Origin of the sequence: Saccharopolyspora sp. CA-218241, from assembly GCF_050954615.1 — a bacterium.
GTDB lineage: Bacteria > Actinomycetota > Actinomycetes > Mycobacteriales > Pseudonocardiaceae > Saccharopolyspora > Saccharopolyspora cebuensis.
This window is the reverse complement of the sequence record NZ_CP191860.1, coordinates 2,396,512-2,420,206: the sequence shown is the minus strand read 5'-3', so window position 1 is coordinate 2,420,206 and position 23,695 is coordinate 2,396,512. Positions and strand designations below refer to the sequence as shown.

21 protein-coding genes are annotated in these 23,695 nt (G+C 72.7%); 11 read left to right on the top strand and 10 right to left on the bottom strand.

What is annotated here, in order from left to right:
• Positions 1-99: 99 nt before the first annotated feature.
• Positions 100-687 carry a TetR/AcrR family transcriptional regulator gene (locus tag ACQP0T_RS11670; protein WP_433872906.1) on the bottom strand — a complete coding sequence of 196 codons (588 nt, stop codon included), beginning with the start codon at positions 685-687 and terminating at the stop codon, positions 100-102.
• Positions 688-826: 139 nt separating this feature from the next.
• Between ACQP0T_RS11670 and ACQP0T_RS11665 the strand changes: the two genes are divergently transcribed.
• The 3 genes from ACQP0T_RS11665 (at position 827) to ACQP0T_RS11655 (ending at position 3,869) form a co-directional block, all read left to right on the top strand.
• A complete protein-coding gene (locus ACQP0T_RS11665; protein ID WP_433872904.1) occupies positions 827-1,591 on the top strand; it encodes an SDR family NAD(P)-dependent oxidoreductase in 765 nt (254 codons plus the stop codon).
• Positions 1,592-1,816: 225 nt separating this feature from the next.
• The gene (locus ACQP0T_RS11660) at positions 1,817-3,193 is read left to right on the top strand and encodes a TrkH family potassium uptake protein (protein ID WP_433873684.1); all 1,377 of its coding nucleotides are present in this window, start codon (positions 1,817-1,819) and stop codon (positions 3,191-3,193) included.
• Positions 3,183-3,869 (top strand): potassium channel family protein, encoded by a 687-nt coding sequence (locus ACQP0T_RS11655; RefSeq protein WP_433872901.1) that lies wholly within the window; start codon positions 3,183-3,185, stop codon positions 3,867-3,869. Before ACQP0T_RS11660 ends, ACQP0T_RS11655 begins: the two co-directional genes overlap by 11 nt.
• On the opposite strand, the gene ACQP0T_RS11650 is transcribed toward ACQP0T_RS11655, so the two are convergent.
• Both ACQP0T_RS11650 and ACQP0T_RS11645 read right to left on the bottom strand, forming a co-directional pair.
• Complete coding sequence (locus ACQP0T_RS11650) at positions 3,862-4,701, bottom strand: MBL fold metallo-hydrolase (protein WP_433872899.1); 840 nt, start codon at positions 4,699-4,701, stop codon at positions 3,862-3,864. The two genes, ACQP0T_RS11655 and ACQP0T_RS11650, sit on opposite strands and share 8 nt — an antisense overlap.
• 56 nt (positions 4,702-4,757) lie before the next feature.
• A complete protein-coding gene (locus ACQP0T_RS11645; protein ID WP_433872897.1) occupies positions 4,758-6,935 on the bottom strand; it encodes a family 78 glycoside hydrolase catalytic domain in 2,178 nt (725 codons plus the stop codon).
• On the opposite strand from ACQP0T_RS11645, the gene ACQP0T_RS11640 reads away from it, so the two are divergent.
• Positions 6,912-7,199 carry a hypothetical protein gene (locus tag ACQP0T_RS11640; protein ID WP_433872895.1) on the top strand — a complete coding sequence of 96 codons (288 nt, stop codon included), beginning with the start codon at positions 6,912-6,914 and terminating at the stop codon, positions 7,197-7,199. The two genes, ACQP0T_RS11645 and ACQP0T_RS11640, sit on opposite strands and share 24 nt — an antisense overlap.
• 194 nt (positions 7,200-7,393) lie before the next feature.
• Here ACQP0T_RS11640 and ACQP0T_RS11635 read toward each other — a convergent pair whose 3' ends face one another.
• Positions 7,394-8,671, bottom strand: coding sequence for an MFS transporter (locus tag ACQP0T_RS11635; RefSeq protein ID WP_433872893.1), 1,278 nt, complete (start codon positions 8,669-8,671; stop codon positions 7,394-7,396).
• A 331-nt stretch (positions 8,672-9,002) separates the two neighbouring features.
• Between ACQP0T_RS11635 and rhaI the strand changes: the two genes are divergently transcribed.
• The 3 genes from rhaI to ACQP0T_RS11620 are packed head-to-tail and all read left to right on the top strand — an operon-like array spanning position 9,003 to position 13,714.
• Positions 9,003-10,184 carry an L-rhamnose isomerase gene (gene rhaI / locus ACQP0T_RS11630; RefSeq protein ID WP_433872891.1) on the top strand — a complete coding sequence of 394 codons (1,182 nt, stop codon included), beginning with the start codon at positions 9,003-9,005 and terminating at the stop codon, positions 10,182-10,184.
• A gap of 45 nt (positions 10,185-10,229) precedes the next feature.
• A complete protein-coding gene (locus ACQP0T_RS11625) occupies positions 10,230-12,263 on the top strand; it encodes a bifunctional aldolase/short-chain dehydrogenase (RefSeq protein ID WP_433872889.1) in 2,034 nt (677 codons plus the stop codon).
• Positions 12,260-13,714, top strand: coding sequence for a rhamnulokinase (locus ACQP0T_RS11620; protein ID WP_433872887.1), 1,455 nt, complete (start codon positions 12,260-12,262; stop codon positions 13,712-13,714). The genes ACQP0T_RS11625 and ACQP0T_RS11620 overlap by 4 nt, the downstream gene beginning before the upstream one ends.
• Positions 13,715-13,772: 58 nt before the next feature.
• Here ACQP0T_RS11620 and ACQP0T_RS11615 read toward each other — a convergent pair whose 3' ends face one another.
• The 4 genes from ACQP0T_RS11615 to ACQP0T_RS11600 form a co-directional block, all read right to left on the bottom strand.
• Positions 13,773-14,780: a LacI family DNA-binding transcriptional regulator gene (locus ACQP0T_RS11615; RefSeq protein WP_433872885.1), complete on the bottom strand. Its 1,008-nt coding sequence runs from the start codon at positions 14,778-14,780 to the stop codon at positions 13,773-13,775.
• Positions 14,781-14,951: 171 nt separating this feature from the next.
• The gene (locus ACQP0T_RS11610; protein WP_433872883.1) at positions 14,952-15,359 is read right to left on the bottom strand and encodes an arsenate reductase ArsC; all 408 of its coding nucleotides are present in this window, start codon (positions 15,357-15,359) and stop codon (positions 14,952-14,954) included.
• Positions 15,356-16,453 carry an ACR3 family arsenite efflux transporter gene (arsB, locus tag ACQP0T_RS11605; RefSeq protein ID WP_345363844.1) on the bottom strand — a complete coding sequence of 366 codons (1,098 nt, stop codon included), beginning with the start codon at positions 16,451-16,453 and terminating at the stop codon, positions 15,356-15,358. Before arsB ends, ACQP0T_RS11610 begins: the two co-directional genes overlap by 4 nt.
• A complete protein-coding gene (locus tag ACQP0T_RS11600) occupies positions 16,450-16,764 on the bottom strand; it encodes an ArsR/SmtB family transcription factor (protein ID WP_433872880.1) in 315 nt (104 codons plus the stop codon). Before ACQP0T_RS11600 ends, arsB begins: the two co-directional genes overlap by 4 nt.
• A gap of 85 nt (positions 16,765-16,849) precedes the next feature.
• On the opposite strand from ACQP0T_RS11600, the gene ACQP0T_RS11595 reads away from it, so the two are divergent.
• Positions 16,850-17,941 (top strand): ArsO family NAD(P)H-dependent flavin-containing monooxygenase, encoded by a 1,092-nt coding sequence (locus tag ACQP0T_RS11595; protein ID WP_433872878.1) that lies wholly within the window; start codon positions 16,850-16,852, stop codon positions 17,939-17,941.
• Between the two features lie 139 nt (positions 17,942-18,080).
• Here ACQP0T_RS11595 and ACQP0T_RS11590 read toward each other — a convergent pair whose 3' ends face one another.
• Positions 18,081-18,851 carry an SDR family oxidoreductase gene (locus tag ACQP0T_RS11590; protein WP_433872876.1) on the bottom strand — a complete coding sequence of 257 codons (771 nt, stop codon included), beginning with the start codon at positions 18,849-18,851 and terminating at the stop codon, positions 18,081-18,083.
• A gap of 148 nt (positions 18,852-18,999) precedes the next feature.
• Positions 19,000-19,965, bottom strand: a complete 966-nt coding sequence (locus tag ACQP0T_RS11585) for a LysR substrate-binding domain-containing protein (RefSeq protein ID WP_433872874.1) — start codon at positions 19,963-19,965, stop codon at positions 19,000-19,002.
• 347 nt (positions 19,966-20,312) lie between these two features.
• On the opposite strand from ACQP0T_RS11585, the gene ACQP0T_RS11580 reads away from it, so the two are divergent.
• The 3 genes from ACQP0T_RS11580 to ACQP0T_RS11570 are packed head-to-tail and all read left to right on the top strand — an operon-like array spanning position 20,313 to position 23,654.
• Positions 20,313-21,734 (top strand): mandelate racemase/muconate lactonizing enzyme family protein, encoded by a 1,422-nt coding sequence (locus tag ACQP0T_RS11580; RefSeq protein ID WP_433872872.1) that lies wholly within the window; start codon positions 20,313-20,315, stop codon positions 21,732-21,734.
• 50 nt (positions 21,735-21,784) lie between these two features.
• Complete coding sequence (locus ACQP0T_RS11575; RefSeq protein ID WP_345363830.1) at positions 21,785-22,288, top strand: 2,4'-dihydroxyacetophenone dioxygenase family protein; 504 nt, start codon at positions 21,785-21,787, stop codon at positions 22,286-22,288.
• Between the two features lie 52 nt (positions 22,289-22,340).
• Positions 22,341-23,654 carry an MFS transporter gene (locus ACQP0T_RS11570; RefSeq protein ID WP_433872870.1) on the top strand — a complete coding sequence of 438 codons (1,314 nt, stop codon included), beginning with the start codon at positions 22,341-22,343 and terminating at the stop codon, positions 23,652-23,654.
• Positions 23,655-23,695 lie beyond the last annotated feature (41 nt).

Below are 23,695 nucleotides of genomic sequence, written 5' to 3'. Positions count from 1 at the left end.
GATACCTGAGTGAGGGGCACCTTGATCCGACCATGCCGGATGAAGGCGCCCCTCGCCTGGAACGAGCAGGCCGTCGAGGTCCCGCCTCGCGAGGCGGGTTCAACGCCGGGTGGTGGCGCGCAGCGCGGTGCGCAGCGCGCCCCACAGGTCCGGGGGTTCCTGGTCGGCGCTGTGCTCGACGGCCACCCGCATCGCGGCGTTGACCACGGCCGCCTCCACCTTGACGTCGAGGTCGCCGGGGTCGCGGCCGGACCGCTCGGCGATCCCGGCGGCGAACACCGGCTCGGCGTCCTGGTGCGCCCGCAGCCACACCGCGCGCACGCCGGGCTCGGTGCGGGTCAGCCGCACCAGGTCCAGCATGGTGTCCACGTCGGCCAGTTCCGGGCGCGGCAGACGCTCCAGCGCCTCGGGCAGGTCCTCGTCGGGGCTCCACCCGGCCAGCGCCCGGGCGACCTCCTCGATGCCGGTGCTCAGCAGCGGGCGCACGCAGTTCTCCTTGCCCGGGCCGGGGAAGTACCGCCACAGCGTGCGCAGGGAAACCCCGGCCTCGGACGCGATCTCCTCGGCGGAGGTCGCGGCGACCCCTCGGGTGGTGAACAGCCGCACGGCCGCGCGGGCGATGTCGCGGCGGATCTCGGCCTTGCGCCCTTCAGTCAGCGGTGGACGTCCGGGACGCTTCGCCGACACCGCAACTCCCTCCTCCGGCACTGGGACCGCCCCATCGTAGGGCCCCGTGATCCGCATCCTCCCGGAAGTATCTGGCACACTGTGCCTGAAACGTCGAGGACGCCCGGCCCGCGCCGGGCCCGATGCGAAGGAGCATCCGATGAGCCCCACCGGTCTGGAAGGCCGCACCGCGATCGTCACCGGCGCCGGATCGGGCATCGGCCGCGCCGCCGCCCTGCGGTTCGCCGCGGAAGGGGCGCGGGTGCTGATCGCCGACCTCAACGGCGAGGGAGCCGCGGCCGTCGAGCAGGAGATCCGCGCGGCGGGCGGCACCGCCACCACCGTGGTCGGCGACCTGAGCGAGCAGCCCGTGGTGGACGAGGTCGTCGCGACCGCGGTCGAGCGCTTCGGGACGGTGGACGTGCTGGTCAACAACGCCGGCATCATGGACAGCTTCGCCGCGGCGGCCGACGTCACCGATGCCGAGTGGGAGCGGCTGGTGCGGGTCAACCTGACCGCGCCGTTCCTGCTCGCCCGCGCCGTGCTGCCGCACATGCTGGCCGCCGGGCGCGGTGCGATCGTCAACACCGCCTCAGAAGCGGCGCTGCGGGGCAGCGCGGCCGGGGCCGCCTACACCACCACCAAGCACGGCGTCGCGGGGCTCACCAAGTCGCTCGCGGTGATGTACCGGGACAAGGGCGTCCGGGCCAACGCGATCGCCCCGGGCGGCACCGCCACCGGCATCTCCGTCGACATCGACGCCGAGGCCCACGGGCCGGGCGTGGTCATGGGCTACGGCGGGAACATCGGCCGCGTGTCCGAAGCCGAGGAGCAGGCCGCCGCGATCGTCTTCCTCGCCTCCGACGCCGCCAGCAACATCAACGGCGTCATCCTGCCGGTGGACAACGGCTGGTCCGCGGTCTGATCCCGGCACGAACCCTGCCGAATCCCCGGCGGTCCGGCACACTGACGCCTGACCGTCGGGGATCAGCCGCGCACTGGCGGTGAGCACGCTGGTCGGGCTCACCACGACAGGGGAGGTTCTGGCCACCCTTCGCGGCGACGGTCCGCCCCGGGGAGTAGTTTCCCGGCTCGGTGTCTTTGGCGGACGTCTCGGGGGATCGAAGGGGCCGGAGTGCGGGAACGGGGGGTGCGCACCGACGCGGCGCGCACGGGTCGATCGGCGCGGAAGCAGCCCTCGGTGCTGCGGCAGCCGGCGCGCGTGGTCGCCGCCGGCTTCGGGCTGGCCATCGCGATCGGCACGGTGCTGCTGATGCTGCCGGTCTCCAGCGAGTCGGGCGAGGCGACCTCCTGGGTGTCCGCGCTGTTCACCTCGACCTCGGCCGTGACCGTCACCGGCCTGTTCGTCGTCGACACGCCGACGCACTGGTCGACCTTCGGCGAGCTGGTGCTGCTCGGGCTGTTCCAGGTGGGCGGGTTCGGCATCATGACCTTCGCCTCCCTGCTGGGGCTGCTGGTCACCCGGCGGATGGGGCTGCGGATGCAGCGCAGCGCCCAGGCCGAGACCAAGACCCTCGGCCTCGGGGACGTCCGCCGCGTCGTGCTCGGCGTCATCGCGCTGAGCCTGCTGGTGGAAGCGGTCACGGCCGTGCTGCTGACCGCGCGGTTCGCCACCGGGTACGGCGAGCCCTTCGGGTCGGCCGTCTACCTCGGGATCTTCCACGCGGTGTCGGCGTTCAACAACGCCGGTTTCGTGCTGTACTCGGACAGCCTGATGGGCTTCGCCACCGACCCCTGGATCTGCCTGCCGATCGTGGCCGCCTTCGTGCTCGGCGGGTTGGGCTTCCCGGTGCTGTTCGAACTCGTCCGGCACCTGCGGCGCCAGCAGCGGCGCTGGTCGCTGCACATCCGCATCACCCTGGGCGCCTACGCCGCGCTGTCGGTCGTCGGGCCGGTCGCGATCATCGGTTTCGAGTGGGACAACCCCGCCACCCTCGGCCCGCACGGCGTGGGCGGCAAGCTGCTGGCCGGGTTCGTCCAGGGCATGAGCCCGCGCACCTCCGGGTTCAACGTGCTGGACGTGGGCGCGATGCAGCCCGCCAGCCTGCTGGTCAGCGACGTGCTGATGTTCATCGGCGGCGGCAGCGCCGGAACCGCGGGCGGCATCAAGGTCACCACGTTCGCGCTGCTGGCCTTCGTGATGCTCGCCGAGATCCGCGGTGAGCCGCACGTGCACGTGCTCGGCCGCAAGCTGCCGCCCGAGGTCCACCGCCAGGCGCTCACCGTGGTGCTGGCCGGGGTCGGCCTGGTGCTGGCCGCCACCCTGGCGCTGCTGGTCATGACCCCGTTCAAGCTCGACGACGTGCTGTTCGAGGCGGTCTCGGCCTTCGCCACCGTGGGGCTGTCCACCGGCATCACCCCGGAACTGCCCGCCGCGGCCCAGATCCTGCTCGTCGTGCTGATGTTCGTCGGCCGGATCGGACCCATCACCTTCGCCTCCGCGCTCGCCCTCCGCGAACGCGGCCGGCGCTACGACCTGCCCGAGGAGCGCCCCATTGTCGGCTGACCGCACTCCCTCCCGTCACCGCGAAGGCCCCGCCCGGGTCGTCGTGATCGGCCTCGGCCGGTTCGGCGGTTCGCTCGCGCTGGAGCTCGTCGAACGCGGCACCGAGGTGCTGGCCCTGGACGCCCGGCCGCACCTGGTGCAGCGGTTCGCCGATTCGGTGACGCACGCCGCCGTGGCCGACACCACCGACGTCGAAGCGCTGCGCCAGCTCGACGTGCCCGACTTCGACCGCGCCGTGGTGGCCATCGGCGACGACCTCGAGGCCAGCATCCTCACGACCTCCCTGCTGGCCGAGTTCGCCATCCCGCACATCTGGGCCAAGGCCGTCAGCCGCCAGCACGGGCGCATCCTCGAACGCGTGGGCGCCACCCGGGTGGTGCTGCCCGAGCACGACATGGGCGAGCGGGTCGCGCACCTGGTCACCGGGCGGATGCTGGACTACATCGAGTTCGAGGACGACTACGCGCTGGTCAAGACCCGGACCCCGGCGATGGCGGTGAACCGGCCGCTCGGCGAGACCCGGATCCGCAGCCGCTACGGCGTCACCGTGGTGGCCATCAAGCGCCCCGGCGCGGGGTTCACCACCGCCACCCAGGACACCGTGCTCGAACCGGGCGACATCCTCATCGCCGCGGGCCGCGCCCGCGACGTCGAGCTCTTCGCCGACCTCACCTGAGCGGCTCGGGCCGGAACCGGTACCGATCGCCGTGGGCGACGTAGTGGAACTCGGTCGTCGCCGACGACTCCGCCGCGGCGGCCTTGAACTCGTCCAACCCGGACCGGAAGACCGAGAAGTCGTTGTAGTGGATCGGGACCGCGTTCCTGGGCCCGATGATCTCCACGCAGCGCACGGCCTGCTCCCCCGTCATGGTCACCACCGTGCCGAGCAGAGTCGTGCCGCCGGCGTGCACCAGGGCCAGGTCGACGTCGGGGTACCAGCGCGGGATGTCGTGCAGACGCTCGTGCAGCAGCGTGTCGCCGGTGATGTAGAGGCGGAACCGGTGCGCTTCGCCCTGGTAGAAGTCCAGCATGCTGCCCATCACCGGTGGGAGCAGCCCCGCCACGTGGTCGGGCGCGTGCTTGCCGGGCATCGACGTCACCCGCAGGCGCGCGTCCCCGCGGACCACGTCCTGCGCCTCCCAGGTGTCCAGCGCGTGACCGCGGTGGAACCCCTGCTCGCGCAACAACCGCACGGCGTGGTCGTTGGTGATGATCGGCAGCTCGTGGTCGAGCTCCCGGGCCGCCACGTCGTCGAAGTGGTCGCCGTGGTGGTGCGACAGGACCACCAGGTCCACCGGCGGCAGGTCGGCGACCTGGCACGCCGGTTCGACCTCCCGCCGCGCGTACGCACCGTGCCCCAGATGCACGTGCTCCCCGGCGTGGAGGAACGCCGGATCGGTCAGCACGGAGAACCCCCCGTAGCGGATCACCGTCGTGGCGTTGCCCACGAAGTACAGCTCGCCCGCGTCGAAGTCGACGTCCGCGGCACTCGGCAGCTCGATGGCCATGGCAGCTCCTCCCCTCCCCCGAGCAGGTACCCCGCTGCCCGGCCGCCCATGCCGCCTCAGCCGACCACCCGCCACGGGGCGGTGACGCGGTGGGAGCCGCTGCCGAGCTCGGCCGGGGCGGTCCCGGGCAGCGCCACCTCGGCGGTCGTACCCGGCGGGACGACCACGTCCACGTGCAGCTCCTCGCCCGCGCGCCGCCAGGCGACCTCGGCGGGGCCGTAGGGCGTCAGGTGCCGGGCGCGGGCGCTGGTGAGGCCACCGCCGGGCAGCGGCGCGACCCGCAGCCGCCGGTAGCCCGGTGCGGCCGGGGCCAGGCCCGCGACCCGCCGGTGCAGCCAGTCGGCGACCGCGCCGAGCGCGTAGTGGTTGAACGAGGTCATCTCACCCGGGTTGACGCTGCCGTCGGGCAGCAGGCTGTCCCACCGCTCCCAGATCGTGGTGGCGCCCTGGACGACCGGGTACAGCCAGGACGGGCACCGCTGCCCCAGCAGCAGCCGGTAGGCGGTCTCCGGGTAGCCGTTGTCGGCGAGGGCGTCGCAGATCACCGGGGTGCCCGCGAACCCGGTGGCGATGGTGTGGTCGGCGGCGACCACCAGATCCCGCAGGCGACGGGCCGCGGCCGCCCGCAGCTCGGCGGTCGGGAGCAGGCCGAAGTGCAGCGCCAGCGCGTAGGCCGCCTGCGTGTCGGAGCTCAGCGCGCCGTCCTCGCCCACGTGCACCGCGGCGAACGCCGCGCGGGCCCGCCGCGCCATCGCCGCGTAGCGGTCGCGGTCGGCGTCCTCGCCGAGCTCCGCCGCCGTCCGCGCGAGCACGTCGGCTGAACGGACGAAGTAGGCCGAGGCCACGAGGTGCGGATCGGTGCGCGCCTGGAACGGGTCCTCCGGCGGCGCGGCCGGATCGAGCCAGTCGCCGAGCTGCTTGCCCCGCCGCCACAAGCCGTCCTCGTCGAGCTGGGAGTGCACGAGTTCCACCCACGCCCGGGCCGAGGGGTACTGCGCGGCGAGCACACCCCGGTCGCCGAACCGCTCGTGCAGCGTCCACGGGGTCAGCACCGCGACGTCGCCCCACACCGCCGCCGCCCACGGCGGGGTCCACCCCGGTGCCGGGATCGTCGGGACGATGAACGGAACGGTGCCGTCGGAGTGCTGCTCGGCGGCCAGGTCGGCCAGCCACGAGGTGAGCAGCCCGGCGCAGTCGAACAGGAAGCTCGCCGTGGGTGCGAACACCTGGATGTCGCCGGTCCAGCCGAGCCTCTCGTCGCGCTGCGGGCAATCCGTGGGCAGGTCGAGGAAGTTGCCGCGCATGCTCCAGACGACGTTGTCGTGCAACCGGTTCAGCAACGGGTCCGAGGTCTCGAACCAGCCGGTGCGGCGCATGTCGGTGTGCAACACCTGCGCGGCCACCTGGTCGCGCGACGGCGTGCCCGGCCAACCGGTGATCTCGGCGTAGCGGAAGCCGTGGAAGGTGAAGCGCGGCTCCCACTCGCCGTCCGGGAGGCAGCGATCGGTGGCCTCGGCGCGGCGCAGCGGCCGGGTGCACAGCTCGCCGTCCTGGAGGACCTCCGCGTGCCGCAGCACCAGGTCGGCGCGATGCGGGGCGTGGACCCGCAGCCGCCCCACCAGGTTCTGCCCGAAGTCCAGCAGCGCGCGGCCGTCCTCGGTGGTGCTGATCGCCGCCGGCCGGACCTCCTCGACCCGCCGCACCGGCGGTCCCAGCGGTGCCACCAGAGTGGCCGGGTCGCGCTGGAGGACCCGGACCGGGCGCCACCCGGCGGTGTCCAGGCCCGGCTCCGACCAGCCCGGCACCTCCTGCCGCGCGTCGTAGGACTCACCGTCGTAGAGGCTCGCCGACAGCGTGGGGCTCGGGTACCAGCACCAGGAACCGTCCGTTCCGGAGCGGACCGCGCTGCCGTCGGCGCACTCCACCTCCAGCTGGCCGAGGAACCCGACGTCCGGCCCGTAGATCTCCCTGGTACCGCCGTGGAAACCGAGCCGACCCCGGTACCAGCCCTCGGCGAGCCAAGCGCCGATCGCGTTCTCGCCCTCGCGCAGCAGCCCGGTGACGTCGTAGGTCTGGTAGCGCAGGCGGCGGTGGTAGCTCGTCCACCCCGGGGCGAGCACCTGGTCGCCCACCGCAGCGCCGTTGATCCACGCCTCGTACAGGCCGTGCGCCGTGGCGTGCAACCGGGCCCGGCGCGGTGCCGCGGGCAGGTGCAGCGCGCCCCGCACCAGCACCGGCCGCTCGGGGCCTCGGCCTCCGGCTGCGGCCCCACCATCCGGGCCGTCCAGTCCGCCGCGCGCAGCAGCCCTGCTTCGACCACCAGCGGCGGGCTCCAGCTGGACGCCGAACCGTCGCGGCCCCACACCCGGACCCGGACCTCGCGCCTCTCGCGGGAGTCCAACGGCGAGACCGGCCACGGCACCAGGACCGACTCGTCGCTGTCGACGCGCCCGCCGGTCGCCGGCTCGGCGTCCGCGGCCCGCACCTCGATCTCGTAGGCGCGCTGCCGCCAGTCCGGCTGTTCGGCGTCCACTGTCCACGACAGGCGCGGGCGGGCCGTCCCGATCCCGAAGGCCTCCCGGTGGTGCTCCGCGGTGGGAGCGGTGACGGTGACGGATTCGCCAGGTGGCACGGAACCCTCCGATTCTGCGGTCCTGTTGGGCGCCCGTTCCGCGAACGGGCGCCGACGGCATCAGCGCGCTTCGACCGCCCCGGCCGACGGTGTCGCTTCCGCGCGCCTGCCGTGCATCCGGTCGATCGCGTAGCCGAATCCCATCGAGATCGCGACCAGCACGGCCAGGCTGGCGAACAGGAACTCGGGGCCGATCTCCACCAGCAGTGGCGTCCACAGCGCCACCACCGCGGCCAGCACCCGGGCCAGTGCGATCGTCGTGCCCTGCGCGGTGGATCGCAACAGGGTCGGGAACTTCTCCTGGGTCCACACCTTGTAGATCGCCTCGAACGCGAAGGCCAGGCCCAGCGTGCCGACGAGGTTGCCCAGTGCGAGGCTCCAGATGCTCACCCCGAACACCGCGGGCAGGGCGAACTCCCCGACGAAACCGATGGCGCCGATGGTGTACCAGCGCATCCGCCGCGGCCCGTCGACCACCCGCATGAACACGATCGCCAATCCCACGCTGACGATCTGGGCGGCCAGCCCGAGGGCCGAGGCGATCTGCACCGTGCTGCCCGCGGCGTTGACGTACATGTAGGTGCCGAACTGGCCCTTGGTGTTGGCGGCCACGTTGGACAGGCAGTAGAAGCCCGCCAGCGCCAGGAACGGCAGGAGGTAGCGCCGGTCGCCGAGCAGCCGCCGCACGGCCGAGGCGTTCCCCGCCGCGCTCGGCACCTCCTCGGCGGCGTTGCGCTCAGCGATCCACTGCCGGGACTCGGGCACCCGCAGCCGCAGCACCAGCACGACCAGGGCGACCACCGCGAGGTGCCCGTAGATGATCCGCGCCCCGAGTTCGCCCATCCCGCCGATGAGCACGCCGATGAGCTGGCTGCCCAGGATGCCGCCGTACCACAGCACCTGGGACAGGCCCACCAGCTTGCCCTTGGCACCTTCCGGCGCCTCCTCGGAGATGAGCGCGATGGACACCGGGAGGTCGGCTCCCGAAGCGAAGCCGACCAGCAGGATGCCGGCGTAGAGCAAGGCCGCGTTCGGCGCCGCGGCGAGCAGCGCCGAACCGGTGACGAGCAGGACCATCGTCACCGTGAACACCCGCCTGCGCCCGTACCGGTCGCCGAGCCGACCGCCGACCAGGGCGCCCACCGCGATCGCGAACGTCAGCATCGACGACAGCGCGCCGATCTGGCCGGCGCTGAGCCCCAGCGGTTCCTGGTAGAGCACCAGGGCGATGCCGGTGGACACGATCGCGGCGGCGTCGAGGTACGAGGCCATTCCGGCGACACCGGACCGGAACCAGTCCTTGGCGGTCACCGCGGCGGGCGGCGGGGTGGCGGACATCCTTCTCGCCTTCGTCGTCGAGGGAGGAGAAGCTGAGCGGCTCGCGAGCACCGATCCGGCGCCCTGTCGTGCTGCGCGGATGAACCGTTTTAACGGACCGTAAGGTGACCTCGACCACAAGTCAAGACCACCCTTCCCCTCCCCTGCCGACCTCACTATTTCGTCCGTCGAGATTTGCTGTGGTCCGAAAAGTCGCGCCCCGAACGGCTCATTGACCCGGGAACACTGCCGTTCCTACGCTCGATGAAACCTTTCAAAGTCTCCCGTGCCGGGCCACCGCCCGCCGACGATGTCCGGGCCGCACCGCGGCACCGGGAAACGGAGTCCAGACATGACCGACGTCCCCGCCGCCGCCCGCACCCGCGTCGTCGAAGGGCTCAGCGGTCTGCGCATCGAGACGCCGTCCTGGGGCTACGCCAACTCGGGCACGAGGTTCAAGGTCTTCGCGCAACCGGGCGTGCCGCGCACGGTGCACGAGAAGATCGACGACGCGGCGACGGTGCACCGCTTCACCGGCGCGGCGCCGTCGGTGGCGCTGCACATCCCCTGGGACGCCGTCGAGGACTACGGGGCGCTGGCCGACCACGCCGCCGAGCGCGGCGTCCGGATCGGCACCGTCAACGCCAACGTGTTCCAGGACGACGCCTACCGGTTGGGCAGCGTCTGCCACCCCGATCCGGCGGTGCGGCGCAAAGCCGTCCGGCACCTGCTGGACTGCGTCGACATCATGGACGCCACCGGGTCGCGGGACCTGAAGCTCTGGTTCGCCGACGGCACGAACTACCCCGGCCAGGACAGCATCCGGCGGCGCCAGGACCGGCTCGCCGAAGCCCTGCGCGAAGTCCGCGACCGGCTCGGCGGGAACCAGCGGCTGCTGCTGGAGTACAAGCTGTTCGAGCCGGCCTTCTACACCACGGACGTGCCCGACTGGGGGACGGCGTTCGCGCACTGCCTCGAACTCGGCGACCGCGCGCGGGTGGTCATCGACACCGGGCACCACGCGCCGCACACCAACATCGAGTTCATCGTCGCCGTGCTGCTGCGCTTGGGCAAGCTCGGCGGGTTCGACTTCAACAGCCGGTTCTACGCCGACGACGACCTGATGGCCGGGGCCGCCGACCCCTTCCAGCTGTTCCGCGTCCTCTTCGAGATCGTGCAGGCGGACGCGCTGCGCCCGGACTCCGGGATCGCCTTCATGCTCGACCAGTGCCACAACGTCGAGCCCAAGATCCCGGCGGTGATCCGCTCGGTGATGAACGTGCAGGAGGCCACCGCGAAGGCGCTGCTGGTCGACACCGCGGCGCTGGCCGAGGCGCAGCGGTCCGGTGACGTGCTGGGCGCGCACGCCGTCCTGATGGACGCCTACGACACCGACGTCCGCCCCCTCCTGGCCGCGCTCCGCGAGGACACCGGCCTCGCCCCCGACCCCATCGCCGCCTACCACCACTCCGGTCACGCCGACCGCCTCAGCGCCGAACGCGCGGGCGGCAGGCAAGCGGGCTGGGGCGCGTAGCGGGACCCGCCGCGAGGACCACGACGCCACCAGAACGGAGAAGGAATGCACTGCGCCGTCGACTCCCTGCTCTCCCGCTCCCACCGGCTCGGCTCCGACCCCCGCAACACGAACTACGCGGGCGGCAACACCTCGGCGAAGGCGACGGCGATCGACCCCGTCACCCGCGAACCGGTGGAGCTGCTGTGGGTCAAGGGTTCCGGCGGTGACCTCGGCACGCTCACCGAGGAAGGGCTGGCGGTGCTGCGGTTGGACCGGTTGCGCGCGCTGGTCGACGTCTACCCGGGACCGGCGCGCGAGGACGAGATGGTGTCGGCGTTCGACTTCTGCCTGCACGGCAAGGGCGGCGCGGCACCGTCGATCGACACCGCGATGCACGGCCTGGTCGGGGCCGCGCACGTCGACCACCTGCACCCCGACGCCGGGATCGCCCTCGCCACCGCCGCCGACGGGCAGGCGCTGACCGAGCGGATCTTCGGCGGTCGGGTGGCGTGGATCCCGTGGCGCCGCCCGGGTTTCCAGCTCGGGCTGGACATCGCGGCGGTGGCGGCGGACCACCCCGAGGCCATCGGGGTCGTCCTCGGCGGGCACGGGATCACCGCGTGGGGCGCGACCTCGCAGGAGTGCGAGCAGAACTCGCTGGAGATCATCCGGACGGCGCAGCGCCATCTCGACGAGCACGGTGATCCGGAGCCGTTCGGGCCGGTGCGCCCGGGGTTCGAGCCGCTGCCGCGGGAGGAGCGCCACGCGCGCGCGGCAGAACTGTTCCCATTGCTGCGCGGCTTGGCCTCGACCGACGCACCGCAGGTGGGGCACTACGTCGACGACGACGTCGTGCTGGACTTCCTCAGCCGGGAGAAGCTGGCACCGCTGGCCGCGCTGGGCACCTCCTGCCCGGACCACTTCCTGCGCACCAAGGTGCGGCCGCTGGTCGTCGACCTGCCCGCGACGGCCGCGCCCGAGGAGGTCGCGGAGCGGCTGGGCGAGCTGCACACCGCCTACCGCGCGGAGTATCGCGCCTACTACGAGCGGCACGCCGGTCCGACCAGTCCGCCGATGCGCGGGGCGGATCCGGCGATCGTGCTGGTGCCCGGGGTCGGCATGTTCAGCTTCGGCCGGGACAAGCAGACCGCCCGGGTCGCCGGGGAGTTCTACGTCAACGCCATCAACGTGATGCGCGGCGCGGAATCGGTCTCCCGCTACGCCCCGATCGAGGAATCCGAGAAGTTCCGCATCGAGTACTGGGAGCTGGAGGAGGCCAAGCTCCGCCGCAGGCCCGCGCCGAAGCCGCTGGCCACCCGGGTCGCCCTCGTCACCGGCGCGGGCTCGGGCATCGGCCGCGCGGTGGCGGAGCGGTTGGCCGCGGAAGGCGCGTGCGTGGTGGTCGCCGACCTCGACCAGGACCGGGCCGCCGAGGTCGCCGCCGGGATCGGCGGGAGCGACACGGCGATCGGCGTGGCCGTCGACGTCGCCGACGAGTCCGCCGTCTCCCGGGCGGTGGCGGCGGCCGTGCTCGCCTTCGGCGGGATCGACCTGGTGGTCAACAACGCGGGCCTGTCCATCGCCAAACCGCTGCTGGAGACCACCGCCCGGGACTGGGAGGTGCAGCACGACGTCATGGCGAAGGGGTCGTTCCTGGTGGCGCGGGAGACCGCCCGGACGATGCTGGCGCAGCGGATGGGCGGCGACGTCGTCTACGTCTGCAGCAAGAACGCGGTGTTCGCCGGCAGCGACAACCTCGCCTACGGCGCGACCAAGGCCGACCAGGCGCACCAGGTCCGGTTGCTGGCGGCCGAACTCGGCGAGCACGGCGTCCGGGTCAACGGCGTCAACCCGGACGGCGTCGTGCGCGGCTCCGGCATCTTCGCGGGCGGCTGGGGCGCCAGCCGGGCGGCGCACTACGGGGTGCCGGAGGAGGAGCTCGGCGCGTTCTACGCCCGGCGCACGCTGCTCAAGCGCGAGGTGCTGCCCGAGCACGTCGCCGACGCGGTGTTCGCGCTCACCGCGGGCGAGCTGTCCCGGACCACGGGCCTGCACGTCCCGGTCGACTCCGGCGTCGCAGCGGCGTTCCTCCGATGAGCGCCGCCCACGTCGCGGCCGTCGATCTCGGGGCGGCCAGCGGGCGCGTGGTGCTCGGCCGGGTCGCGCCGGACCGGTTGGAGCTCGAGGAGGTGCACCGGTTCCCCAACGGACCGGTGCGGCTGCGCAACGCGCTGCACTGGGACGTGCTCGGGCTTTACCGCGAGATCCTCGAGGGCCTGCGCGTCGCCGGGCGGGCGGCCGGGCGCCTGGACGCCGCGGGCATCGACACGTGGGCGGTGGACTACGGGCTGCTCGACACCACCGGGGCGCTGCTGGGCAACCCGGTGCACTACCGCGACGCCCGCACCGACGGGGTCGCCGAGGCGCTGCACGAGCGGATCCCGGCCGCCGAGCTCTACGCCGCGACCGGGTTGCAGGTGCTCCCGTTCAACACGATCTACCAGCTCGCGGCGGCGACCGGGACGCCCGCGCTGGCGGCGGCGCGGCACCTCCTGCTGCTGCCCGATCTGCTCGCCTACTGGTTGACCGGGCACCGCCGCGCCGAGATCAGCAACGCCTCCACCACCGGGCTGCTCGACACCGCGCGGCGGTGCTGGGACCGGAACCTGATGGCGCGCGCCGGGATCGACCCGGGGTTGTTCGCGCCGCTGGTCGAGGCGGGCACCCGGGTCGGCCCGCTGAGCCCGCACGTGCTGGCCGAGACCGGGCTGGGCGGACCGGTCGAGCTCGTCGCGGTGGGGTCGCACGACACCGCCTCGGCGGTCGCCGGGGTACCCGCCGCGGATCCGGCGTTCGCCTACGTCGCCACCGGGACCTGGTCGCTGGTGGGCGTCGAGCTCGACGCCCCGGTGCGCGGCGAGGCGAGCCGGGCGGCGAACTTCTCCAACGAGCTGGGCATCGACGGCACGGTCCGCTACCTGCGCAACGTGATGGGGCTGTGGCCGTTGCAGGAATGCCTGCGGCACTGGGGGAACCCGGACCTGGCGGAGCTGCTCGCGGCGGCGCGCCGGGAACCACCGCTGGCCGCCGTGGTCGACGCCGCCGACCCGGCCTTCATCCCGCCCGGCGACATGCCGGGGCGGATCGCCGCCGCCTGCGTCCATCTCGGCCAGCCCGCGCCCCGCTCCCGGGCCGCGATCGTGCGGTGCGTGCTGGACAGCCTCGCGCTGGCCCACCGCCGCACCGTCCGCGAAGCCGTGGCGCTGTCCGGCCGCGCGGTCGGCACCGTGCACCTGGTGGGCGGTGGGGCCCGCAACGAACTGCTCTGCCGGCTCACCGCCGACGCGTGCGGCCTGCCGGTCGTGGCGGGTCCGGTCGAGGCGGCGGCGGTGGGCAACGCGCTCGTGCAGGCGCGGGCGCTGGGCGCGCTCGACGGCGACCGGTTCGCGCTGCGCGACCTGGTCCGCCGCACCCACCGGCTCGCCCGCTACGAACCGGCGGCCGACGACACCGCCTGGCAGGAAGCCGAAACCCGGCTGGTCGGCTGAAAACCGGGCCCGGTTGGACCCGCTGCGGTCCGCCCGTCCCACGCGAGGCGGGTCCGGTTCAGCGGCGGCGGGTCGAGGCCCGCGCCACCAGTTCGGGGGTGAACAGGATCTGCTGGTGCTCGTGATCCGGATCGGTCGCCTCCTCGATGAGCAGCGTGGCCGCGGTGCGGCCCAGCTCGTGCCGCGGTTGGCGGACCGAGGTGAGCGGCACGGCCGCCGCGTCGGCGAACTCGATGTCGTCGTAGCCGACGATGGCGAGGTCACCGGGCACGTCGAGGCCCAGCGCGACGCACTGCTGGAGCAGCCCGAGCGCGACGAGGTCGTTGGCGCAGAAGGCCGCCGTGGGCCGGTGGCTCGAGCGCATCCCCGCGATCCGGGCACCGGCCTGCCGCCCGTCGCCGACGGTGTTCGAGGCGGTGTCGATCCGCACCACCGAATCCGCCGGGTGCCCGGCCCGCACCGCCTCCCGCACGGCACCGGCGCAGCGGTCGCGGATCTGGCCCAGGACGTGCGGGCCGCCGACGAACGCGATCCGCTCGTGGCCGAGGTCGAGCAGGTGCGCGGCGGCCAGCTCCCCGCCCAGCACGTCGTCCACCGCGACCGTGCAGTGCGCGCCGTCGGCGCGGGTGCGGTCCACGACGACCACCGGTGTGCCGCGCCTGGGGATCTCGTCGAGCGAAGGGTGGTCGGCGTCGACGGGCGTGATCAGCACGCCGGCGACCCGCTGCTGTTCGAGGCGGGTGAGGTAGGACAGCTCCCGGTCCGGCCGGTTGTCGCTGTTGCACAGGTACAGCGACAGGTCCGCCGCCTCGGCGGCGCCCTCGGCGCCCCGCGCCACGTCGGTGAAGAACGGGTTGGCCGCGTCCAGCACCACGTAGGCGATGGTGTTGCTGCGCCCCGCGCGCAGTTGCCGGGCGGATTCGTTGCGCACGAAGCCGAGTTCGATCATCGCGTGCTGCACCCGCAGCCGGGTGCTCTCGCTGACCACGTGGGGCCGGTTGAGCACGTTGGAGACGGTCCCGAGCGACACGCCGGCGGCCCGGGCCACCTCCCTGACGCTGACCACGCTCCGAACCTCCCGCGCCGACGCTGCCGTCGCAACTCTACCGGCACGAGCCCGTCGTCCCAGCGCACGGGACGACGGGCGGCACCGACGGGGCCGGCCACCCGACGGCGGGCCGAGCGGTTCCTCGCCGACGCCCGGACCGGACGTCGTGCGGCCCCGCCCGGCGGACCCTCAGGCGGTCGCCCCGAGGTCGGCGAGCAGGGCCCGGACGCGGCGGTCGATCTCGTCGCGGATCGGGCGGACCTCGGCGGCGGTCCGGCCCGCCGGGTCGTCGAGCTCCCAGTCCAGGTAGCGCTTGCCGGGGTAGACCGGGCAGGCGTCACCGCAGCCCATGGTGATCACCACGTCGGCCGCGTCGACCGCGTCGGAGGTGAGCCCGGCGGGGACCTCGCGGGAGAGGTCGAGGCCGAGCTCGGCCATCACCTCGACGACGGCGGGGTTGACGGTCCCGGCGGGCGCCGATCCGGCGGAGCGGACGACGACCCGGTCCCCGGCGTGGTGGGCGAGCAGGGCGGCGGCCATCTGGGAACGTCCCGCGTTGTGCACGCAGACGAACAGGACCTCGGGGACGGAGCTCATGGTTCCTCGCTGGTGGTCGCCGGGCGGGGTGCGCGCCGGGAGGGGCGGAAGCGGCGGCGGGCGGCCAGGGAGACGGAGACCAGGCCCACCAGCACCGGGACTTCGATCAGGGGGCCGACGACTCCGGCGAGCGCCTGCCCGCTGGTGACGCCGAAGGTCGCGATGGCCACCGCGATGGCGAGCTCGAAGTTGTTGCCCGCCGCGGTGAACGCCAGCGTGGCGCTGCGCTCGTAGCCGAGGCCGATCCCCGCGCCCAGGGCGAAGGAGCCGGCCCACATCACGACGAAGTACACCAGCAGCGGCAGCGCGATCCGGACCACGTCCAGCGGCTGCGAGGTGATCGCCCCGCCTTGCAGCGCGAACAGCACCACGATGGTGAACAGCAGGCCGTACAGGGCCAGCGGGCCGATCCGCGGCAGGAACCGCTCCTCGTACCACCGCCGCCCCTTGGTGCGCTCGCCGAGACGGCGGGTGAGGAACCCGGCCACCAGCGGGATCCCGAGGAAGATCAGCACGTTCTGGGCGATCCCCCAAGCCGAGACCGCCAGGCCCACCTGCGGCAGCCCGAGCCACCCGGGCAGCACCGACAGGTAGAACCAGCCCAGCCCGGCGAAGGCGATCACCTGGAACACCGAGTTCAGCGCCACCAGCACGGCGGCGGCTTCCCGATCGCCGCAGGCCAGGTCGTTCCAGATGACGACCATGGCGATGCAGCGGGCCAGCCCGACGATGATCAGGCCGGTGCGGTACTCGGGCAGGTCGGGCAGGAACACCCACGCCAGCGCGAACATCAGCGCCGGGCCGACGATCCAGTTCAGCACCAGCGAGGAGACCAGCAGCCGCGCGTCGCCGGTGACCGCGTCGAGCCGGTCGTAGCGGACCTTGGCCAGCACCGGGTACATCATCACCAGCAGGCCGAGCGCGATCGGCAGCGAGATGCCGTCGATCGCGACGGCGTCCAGCGCCGGACCGAGTCCGGGGACCCAGCGTCCGGCCAGCAGTCCGGCGACCATCGCCAGCGCGATCCACAGCGGCAGGAAGCGGTCCAGCGCGGAGAGCTTCCCGACGACGGCCTCGTCGGCGGTCCGGGTCATGCCGGCACCGCCGGGGCGAGCGAGTCGGCCAGCAGGCGCAGCGCCTCGGGGCGGACGCGGTAGTAGATCCAGGTGCCCCGGCGGCTGCCCTCGATCAGCCCGGCTTCGCGCAGCACCTTGAGGTGGTGCGAGATCGTCGGGCCGGACAGCTCGAAGGCCCCGGTCAGGTCGCACACGCAGGCCTCGCCCCCGGCGTGGCAGGCGATCAGCGACAGCAACCGCAACCGGACCGGATCGCCGATCGCCTTGAACACCGGCGCCAGCTCCTCGGCCCGCGCGGCGCTCAGCGGCTCGCACAGCAGCCGCGTCATGCAGCCTTCCTTCGACATGCATCTAATTTGACACACATCGATGCGTGGGACAGCCTCGGGGTCCGGTACCGGGCCCCGAGGAGGCGTGGAGTTGGCAGCACGGGCCGACGACCGCGAGGTCGTGGTGATCGGCGGCGGTCAGGCGGGCCTGGCCGCGAGCTACTTCCTGCGCCGCGCCGGGGTGGACTTCGCGGTGCTCGACGCCGCGTCGGCACCGGGCGGGGCCTGGCGGCACGGGTGGGACTCGCTGCGGCTGTTCTCCCCGGCCCGCTACAGCCCGCTGCCCGGCTGGTGGATGCCCGAGCAGCCCGGCGAGGAGTTCCCCACCGCCGGTCATGTCGCCGACTACCTCGCCGCGTACGAGCGGCGCTACGAGCTGCCGGTGCTGCGCCCGGTGCGGGTCCGGCAGCTGCGCGGCGGGCCCGAGCGGCTGACCGTGGACACCGACCGGGGGACCTGGCGCCCGCGTGCGGTGATCAGCGCCACCGGAACCCGGGGCGCCCCGCACCGACCGCACCACCCCGGGCTGGAGCGGTTCACCGGCCGCGTGCTGCACTCCGCCGACTACCGGTCACCCGCGGACTTCCGCGGTCAGCGGGTGCTGGTGATCGGCGGCGGCAACTCCGCGGCGCAGATCCTCGCCGAGCTCTCCACCGTCGCGGACACGACGTGGGCCACCCGGCGACCGCCCCGGTTCATGCCCGACGACGTCGACGGGCGGGTGCTGTTCGACCTGGCCACCGCTCGGCACGCGGCCCGCCGGGCCGGGCTGCCCGACACCGGAGGTCCGGCCGCGCTGGGCGACATCGTGGTGGTGCCGCCGGTGCGGGCCGCCCGCGAGCGGGGCGCGCTGCGCGCCGAACCGATGCCGGAGCGCTTCACCGGGCGCGGCGCGGTGTGGCCCGACGGGTCCGAGCGGCCCTTCGACGCCGTGCTCCAGGCCACGGGGTTCCGGCCCGACCTGTCCCACCTCGCACCGCTGCTGCGTCCCGGCGGCGACGGCCGGATCGCCACCGAGGGCACCCGCTCGCTCCAGGACCCGCGGGTGCACCTGCTCGGCTACGGCGACTGGACCGGCTGGGCCTCGGCGACGGTGGTCGGGGCCGCCCGCACCGCCAAGGCCGCCGTCGCCGGGCTCACCGCCCTGCTCCGCGAGGCACGGGCCCGGTCCCGGTGACGGCACCGACGGCGGCGGCACCGTCCTCGAAGGCGGTGGAGTCCTGGAAACCGGAAACGGCGTGGGACGCTGCCCGCCGTCCCGGTTCAGCGCCACCCCGGCGCCGGTCGCGCAGCTGCCGGACGGTCCTCGGGGCGAGTCAGCGCGCGAGCCATCCGCCGTCGACGGCCAGCACGTGCCCGTGGACGTAGTCGGCGGCCGACGAGGCGAGGAACAGGGCAGGCCCCACGACGTCGGCCGGGTCGCCCCAGCGCCTCGCGGGGATGCGCGCGAGGATCTCGCGGCTGCGCTCCCGGTCCTGCCGGAGCCCGCTGGTGACGGCCGTGGCCAGGTAGCCGGGGGCGAGGGCGTTGACGTTGACGCCTCTCCCGGCCCACTCGTTGGCCAAGGCGCGGGTCAACCCGCTCAGGGCGTGCTTGCTCGCGGCGTAGGAGGGCGCGAACATCCCGCCCTGGAAGCTCAGGACCGAGGCGATGTTGATGATCTTCCCGCGCCCGCGTTCGAGCATGCCGCGGCCCGCCGCGCGCGCGAGTTCGAACGCGGCGTTGAGGTTCAGCTCGATCACCTGGTCCCAGTCCGCGTCCGGGAAGTTCTCCGCGGCGGCCCTCCTGATCTGCCCGGCGTTGTTCACCAGGACGTCGACCTCGCCCCGCCCGAGCAGTTCGGGGATGGCCTCCCGGCGCTGCCGCGCATCCGCGAGGTCGAGGCGGAACTGATCGGCGGAGACCCCCAGACCGACGGCCTCGGCGACCACCGGACCCAGGTTGTCCTTTTCCGACAGGAGCAGGAGATCCGCACCGGCCGCGGCGAAGCCGAGGGCGATCGCCCGCCCGATCCCGCTACCGGCTCCGGTGACCAGGACGCGGCGTCCCTGGAAGTCCCCCGATTTCGGACTCGCTTGACCCGACACACCCGCTCCGTTCTCCCGTGCGGCTGATGCGACTTGCGGTTCGTTCGCCTGGGAACGATACGAACCCGCACGCACGCTCGTGAAGCGCACGTTCCGAATGCGGGTATCCAGCTGGCGAATCCACGTTCGGCCCCGAGCGGCGGGCCGCCTATCGCGGTCCGGCGCGGCGGGCCCGCGCGCGTTCCGGGGTGGGATCGGTGCCCGCGGGCGGCTCGGTGTCGATGATGCCGTGCAGCAGCGTCCGGGCGGCCGGGGTGAGCGGCCGGACGGAGTCCCAGCACACGGCCACCCGCCTGCCCGCAGGCCCTTCCAGGCGGCGCACCTCGACACCGGTGGTGTCGGCGACCTGCGCGGCGAGCCAGTTGGTGACACCGACGCCGATTCCCTGCCGCACGAGGGAAACGAGCGTTTGGGGCTGGTTGGTCGCCTGGACCGGCTCCACTTCGTACCCGTGCTCGCGGAACAGCTGGTAGGACTCGAACTCCCCCGTCTCCGGTGCGTCGAGCCGACCGATCGAGACGATGGGGTGCTCCACCACGGCTCCGAGCGGTATCGGCTCCGGCAACCGGGCCAGCGGGTGGTCCGGGGCGTGCACGACGACGAGCGGTTCGTTCCACAGCGGCAGCGAACGCGCCGAGGCCGAAGCCGGCGGCGGGGACATCGGCCGGAGGTAGGCGTCCACGGCGCCCGAGGTGAGCGCGTCGTCGAGCTCCAGTGTGGACCGTTCGAGGAGCACGACCTGCACGTCCGGGCTGGAACGGCGCAGCGACGCCAGCAGGCGTGGTACGAAGGCCGCGCTCGCGCTCGGGTACGACCCCAGCGTGACGACTCCGCGCGTCCCCCCTCGCCACGGGGCCATCGAGGCTTCGGCGGATTCCAGCGCGTGCAGGATCTCGCGCGCGTGGACGGCCAGCGCCGCACCGGCCCCGGTCAGCTCGACGGGGCGCTTCCGGCGATCGAACAGCGGTAAGCCGATCTCCCGCTCGAGGGAGGCGACGTGCGTGCTGACCCGGGGCTGCGAACGCCGCGTCGACTCGGCGGCGGCGACGAAACTGCCCGTGTCGATGACGGCGAGGAAGGAGACGAACCATTCCAGCCTGACATCGGCGCTCAACATCATCGTCCTCCCTGTTCGCCGCCCGGAACCGCATCCGGACGACCGTTGGTCCGGCCGAGTGGCCCCGGTCACAGCCGACGAATCAGTCTGCGCTCCCCGTCCGCGCGTGGCAATGGCCGAACTCGGTGACATGGCCGGACGGCCGCCCGGGAAGGCGGCACCGCGGGATATTGCGGAGTCGAATGCCGCCATTCAAACCTCGCGCTTGACCAGGTGCGGAGCCGGATGATTACTGTTGCAACCACGCATTCGGGTGCTCACGGACGATTTCTCACCCACTCGATTTCCCATTCTTCGGTGGAACGTCCCGTTTCCGCGGTGAGCCGACCGCTCTGGAGGCATAGGTGCACGACAAGACGAGTGAAAGCAACGGGTCCACGAGGAAGTTCGGCCGCCGGAACTTCCTGACCGCGGTGGCGGCGGGAGCGGGCGGGATCGGGCTCGGCGCCGCGCTCGCCCCCTACGAGGAACGCGTCGCGTACGCGACGCGCAACGTCAACCGGAATTCCGCGCCCAGCTCCCTGAAGATCACCGACCTGCGGGTCGCCGTGCTCGACGAGGTGCCGTTCACCAGCCCGATCGTGCGCATCGACACCAACCAGGGCATCTCGGGGTACGGCGAGGTCCGCGACGATGCCGACCCCCGCTACGCCCTGATGCTCAAGAGCAGGCTCCTGGGGCAGAACCCGACGAGCGTCGAGAAGCTGTTCGCCGGCATCCAGCAGTTCGGCGGGCACGGGCGGCAGGGCGGCGGTGTCTCCGGTGTCGAGATGGCCCTGTGGGACTTGGCGGGCAAGGCGTTCGGGGTCCCCGTCTACCAGATGATCGGTGGCAAGTACCGGGACGATGTCCGGCTCTACACCGACACCGCGGCGTCGCAGGACCCGGCCGTCTACGCCAGGCGCATGAAGGAGAAGGTCGACCGGGAAGGGTTCACCTTCCTGAAGATGGACGTCGGGATCGAGCTGATCAAGGACATCCCCGGCGCGCTCACCGGCGCAGGCGCGTGGGGTGATCTCGAGCAGTACAGCGGGAAACACGGTAGCTACGGGATGACCGAGCACCCCTTCACCCGGATCCAGATCACCGACAAGGGTCTCGACGAGATCGCCAAGTACTACGAGGCGGTCCGCAACGCCGTGGGCTACGAGATCCCGCTCGGGTCCGACCACTTCGGACACTTCGGGGTCAACGAGGCGATCAAGCTCTCCGAGCGGATGGCCCAGTACAACCTCGCCTACATGGAGGACCTGGTCCCCTGGTTCCACACCGACATGTGGAAGGAGATCTCCCGCGCCACGACGGTGCCCACCATGACCGGGGAGGACATCTACGGCTTGGAGGACTTCAAGCCGCTGATCGACGAGCGCGCCGTGGACCTCGTGCACCCCGACATCGCCAGCGCGGGCGGGATCATGCCGACGAAGGAGATCGGCGACTACGCGGCCGAACACGGCATCGCCATGTTCCTGCACTACGCGGGATCGCCGATCGGAGCGATGGCGAGCGCCCACGTGGCGGTCGCCAGCCACAACTTCGTGGCGTTGGAGAACCACTCCGCCGAGGTCGAATTCTGGGACGACCTGGTGACCGGCGTGGAGAAGCCGCTGGTGCGCAAGGGATTCTACCGGATCCCGGATGGCCCCGGGCTGGGCGTCGAGCTCAACGAGGAAGCCGCCCGGCAACACCTGAAGAAGGATACCGAGCTCTTTCCCCCGAGCGACCAGTGGAACGAATCCGGCTCCTGGGACCGCACCTGGAGCTGACCCGCCGCTCACCCCTGCGGCAGCAGGCACCCACGATGGAAAGGACCACGATGGCCGACAACGGCACCTCCCCCGGCCGCGGACCCGCCGGCCTGCCCGACGAGATCGCGATCCCGGCCCTCCCCGAGGACGACCGCGGATGGGTCCCCCAGGCCCCCGACGTCTGGTTCCGCCCGCTGTTCCTCAACACCGTGACCGGGCAGTGGTGCAACCTGCTGCGGGTCACCGCATCGGGGATCGTCTCGCGACACCGCCATCCCGGCCTGGTGGTCGGTTACGTCCTCCGCGGCAAGTGGCACTACCTGGAGCACCCGTGGACCGCGGAGGAAGGGCACTTCGTCTACGAACCGCCGGGAGAGGTGCACACCCTCGAGGTTCCGGACGACTGCACCGAGATGATCACGTTCTTCAACGTCGCGGGAGCCATGATCTACCTGGACGACCGGGGACGGCAGACCGGCTACGAGGACGTCTTCACCAAGATCGAGATGTGCCGCGCGCACTACCGCGACACCGGGCTCGGCGCGGACTACGTCGAGCAGTTCATCCGGTGAGCGGGGAACCGAAGCCGGACAACGCCGCACGCACGGTTCAGCAGGAGCTTCGATGAGCACACCAGGGCAGCACAACGCGGACGTGGCACCGCCCGCAGGCACCGGCCGGACGGGCCGGGTGCGCTGGGCCATGATCGCGATGGCCTTCGGCGCCACCACCATCAACTACGTCGACCGCGCCAACCTGGGCGTGGCCCTGCCGTACATGACCGAGGAGCTGCGGCTGTCGAGCACCGCGTACGGCATCCTGCTCGGAGCGTTCTTCTGGACGTATTCCTTCATGCAGATGCCGTCCGGCTACCTGGTCGACCGCTTCGGCCCCCGTCGGATGCTGGCGTTCGCGCTGATCACCTGGTCGGTGATCACCATGCTGATCGGCGCCGCGACCGGATTCCTGGTGCTGCTGCTGTTGCGCCTGCTGCTCGGCGTGGGCGAATCCCCGGCGTTCCCGTCGAGCTCGGCGGTCGTCGCGCGCTGGTTCCCCGTGCGGGAACGCGGCATCGCCGCCTCCATCTTCGACAGCGGAGGACGTGCGGGCACGGCCTTGGCGCTGCCGCTGATCGCCGTGCTCATCGGCGTCATCGGATGGCGCGGTTCGTTCCTGGTGTGCGGGCTGCTCGGCCTGGTGTTCGTGGCGATCTGGCTGCGCGTCTACCACGATCCCGACCAGCACCCGAAGGTCACCGCGCAGGAGCTGGCGCACATCCGGGGCGGAACCGGCGACGCCCGGGACGACCAGCCCCCGCTGCCGTGGCTGAGCCTGCTCACCTACCGGACGACCTGGGGGATGATCGCGGGCTTCTTCTGCTTGTCCTTCGTCCTGTACTTCTTCATCACCTGGTTCCCGTCCTACCTGGTCGACGCGCGCGGCTTCGACCTGCTCAACCTCGGAATCTTCGGCATGCTGCCCGCACTGCTGGCCATTCCGTCGCAGTGGCTCGGGGGCCTGCTGCAGGACGGGCTGATCAAGCGGGGACGTTCGGTCTCGTTCGCGAGGAAGCTCCCGCTCGTCAGCGGCTTGGTCGTCTCGTCGGTGATCGTCTTCGCCGCCCAGGCCCCCAACGCCGCGATCGCGCTGACCTTGCTCACGATCTCCTACGGCGCGCTGACCTTCGCGGCGTCGAGCCTGTGGGCGCTGCCCAGCGACGTCGCGCCGTCCCGGGGCAACGTCGGATCCCTGGCGGGCATCCAGGGGTTCGCCTCCAACGCCGCCGGCGCGGCGAGCCCCATCGTCATCGGCGTGCTGCTCGACGTCACCGGGGGCTCCTACGTCGTCCCCCTCGCCGTCGCGGGGGCGATGGCCCTGCTGGGCGCCCTCGTCTACGCCTTCGGCATCGGCCGGATCGCGCCGCTGCCCACGTCGTGACCGGCGCCGCGGACCCCGGCGAGGACCTGATGCGACCCCGT

Bases quoted from the DNA above. Each gene is read 5' to 3' on its own strand.
- rhaI (WP_433872891.1), top strand. From the start codon at position 9,003: ATGACCGACGTCCCCGCCGCCGCCCGCACCCGCGTCGTCGAAGGGCTC.
- ACQP0T_RS11600 (WP_433872880.1), bottom strand. From the start codon at position 16,764: ATGACGCGGCTGCTGTGCGAGCCGCTGAGCGCCGCGCGGGCCGAGGAG.
- ACQP0T_RS11625 (WP_433872889.1), top strand. From the start codon at position 10,230: ATGCACTGCGCCGTCGACTCCCTGCTCTCCCGCTCCCACCGGCTCGGC.
- ACQP0T_RS11575 (WP_345363830.1), top strand. From the start codon at position 21,785: ATGGCCGACAACGGCACCTCCCCCGGCCGCGGACCCGCCGGCCTGCCC.
- ACQP0T_RS11610 (WP_433872883.1), bottom strand. From the start codon at position 15,359: ATGAGCTCCGTCCCCGAGGTCCTGTTCGTCTGCGTGCACAACGCGGGA.
- ACQP0T_RS11620 (WP_433872887.1), top strand. From the start codon at position 12,260: ATGAGCGCCGCCCACGTCGCGGCCGTCGATCTCGGGGCGGCCAGCGGG.
- ACQP0T_RS11650 (WP_433872899.1), bottom strand. From the start codon at position 4,701: ATGGCCATCGAGCTGCCGAGTGCCGCGGACGTCGACTTCGACGCGGGC.
- ACQP0T_RS11635 (WP_433872893.1), bottom strand. From the start codon at position 8,671: ATGTCCGCCACCCCGCCGCCCGCCGCGGTGACCGCCAAGGACTGGTTC.
- ACQP0T_RS11665 (WP_433872904.1), top strand. From the start codon at position 827: ATGAGCCCCACCGGTCTGGAAGGCCGCACCGCGATCGTCACCGGCGCC.
- ACQP0T_RS11570 (WP_433872870.1), top strand. From the start codon at position 22,341: ATGAGCACACCAGGGCAGCACAACGCGGACGTGGCACCGCCCGCAGGC.
- arsB (WP_345363844.1), bottom strand. From the start codon at position 16,453: ATGACCCGGACCGCCGACGAGGCCGTCGTCGGGAAGCTCTCCGCGCTG.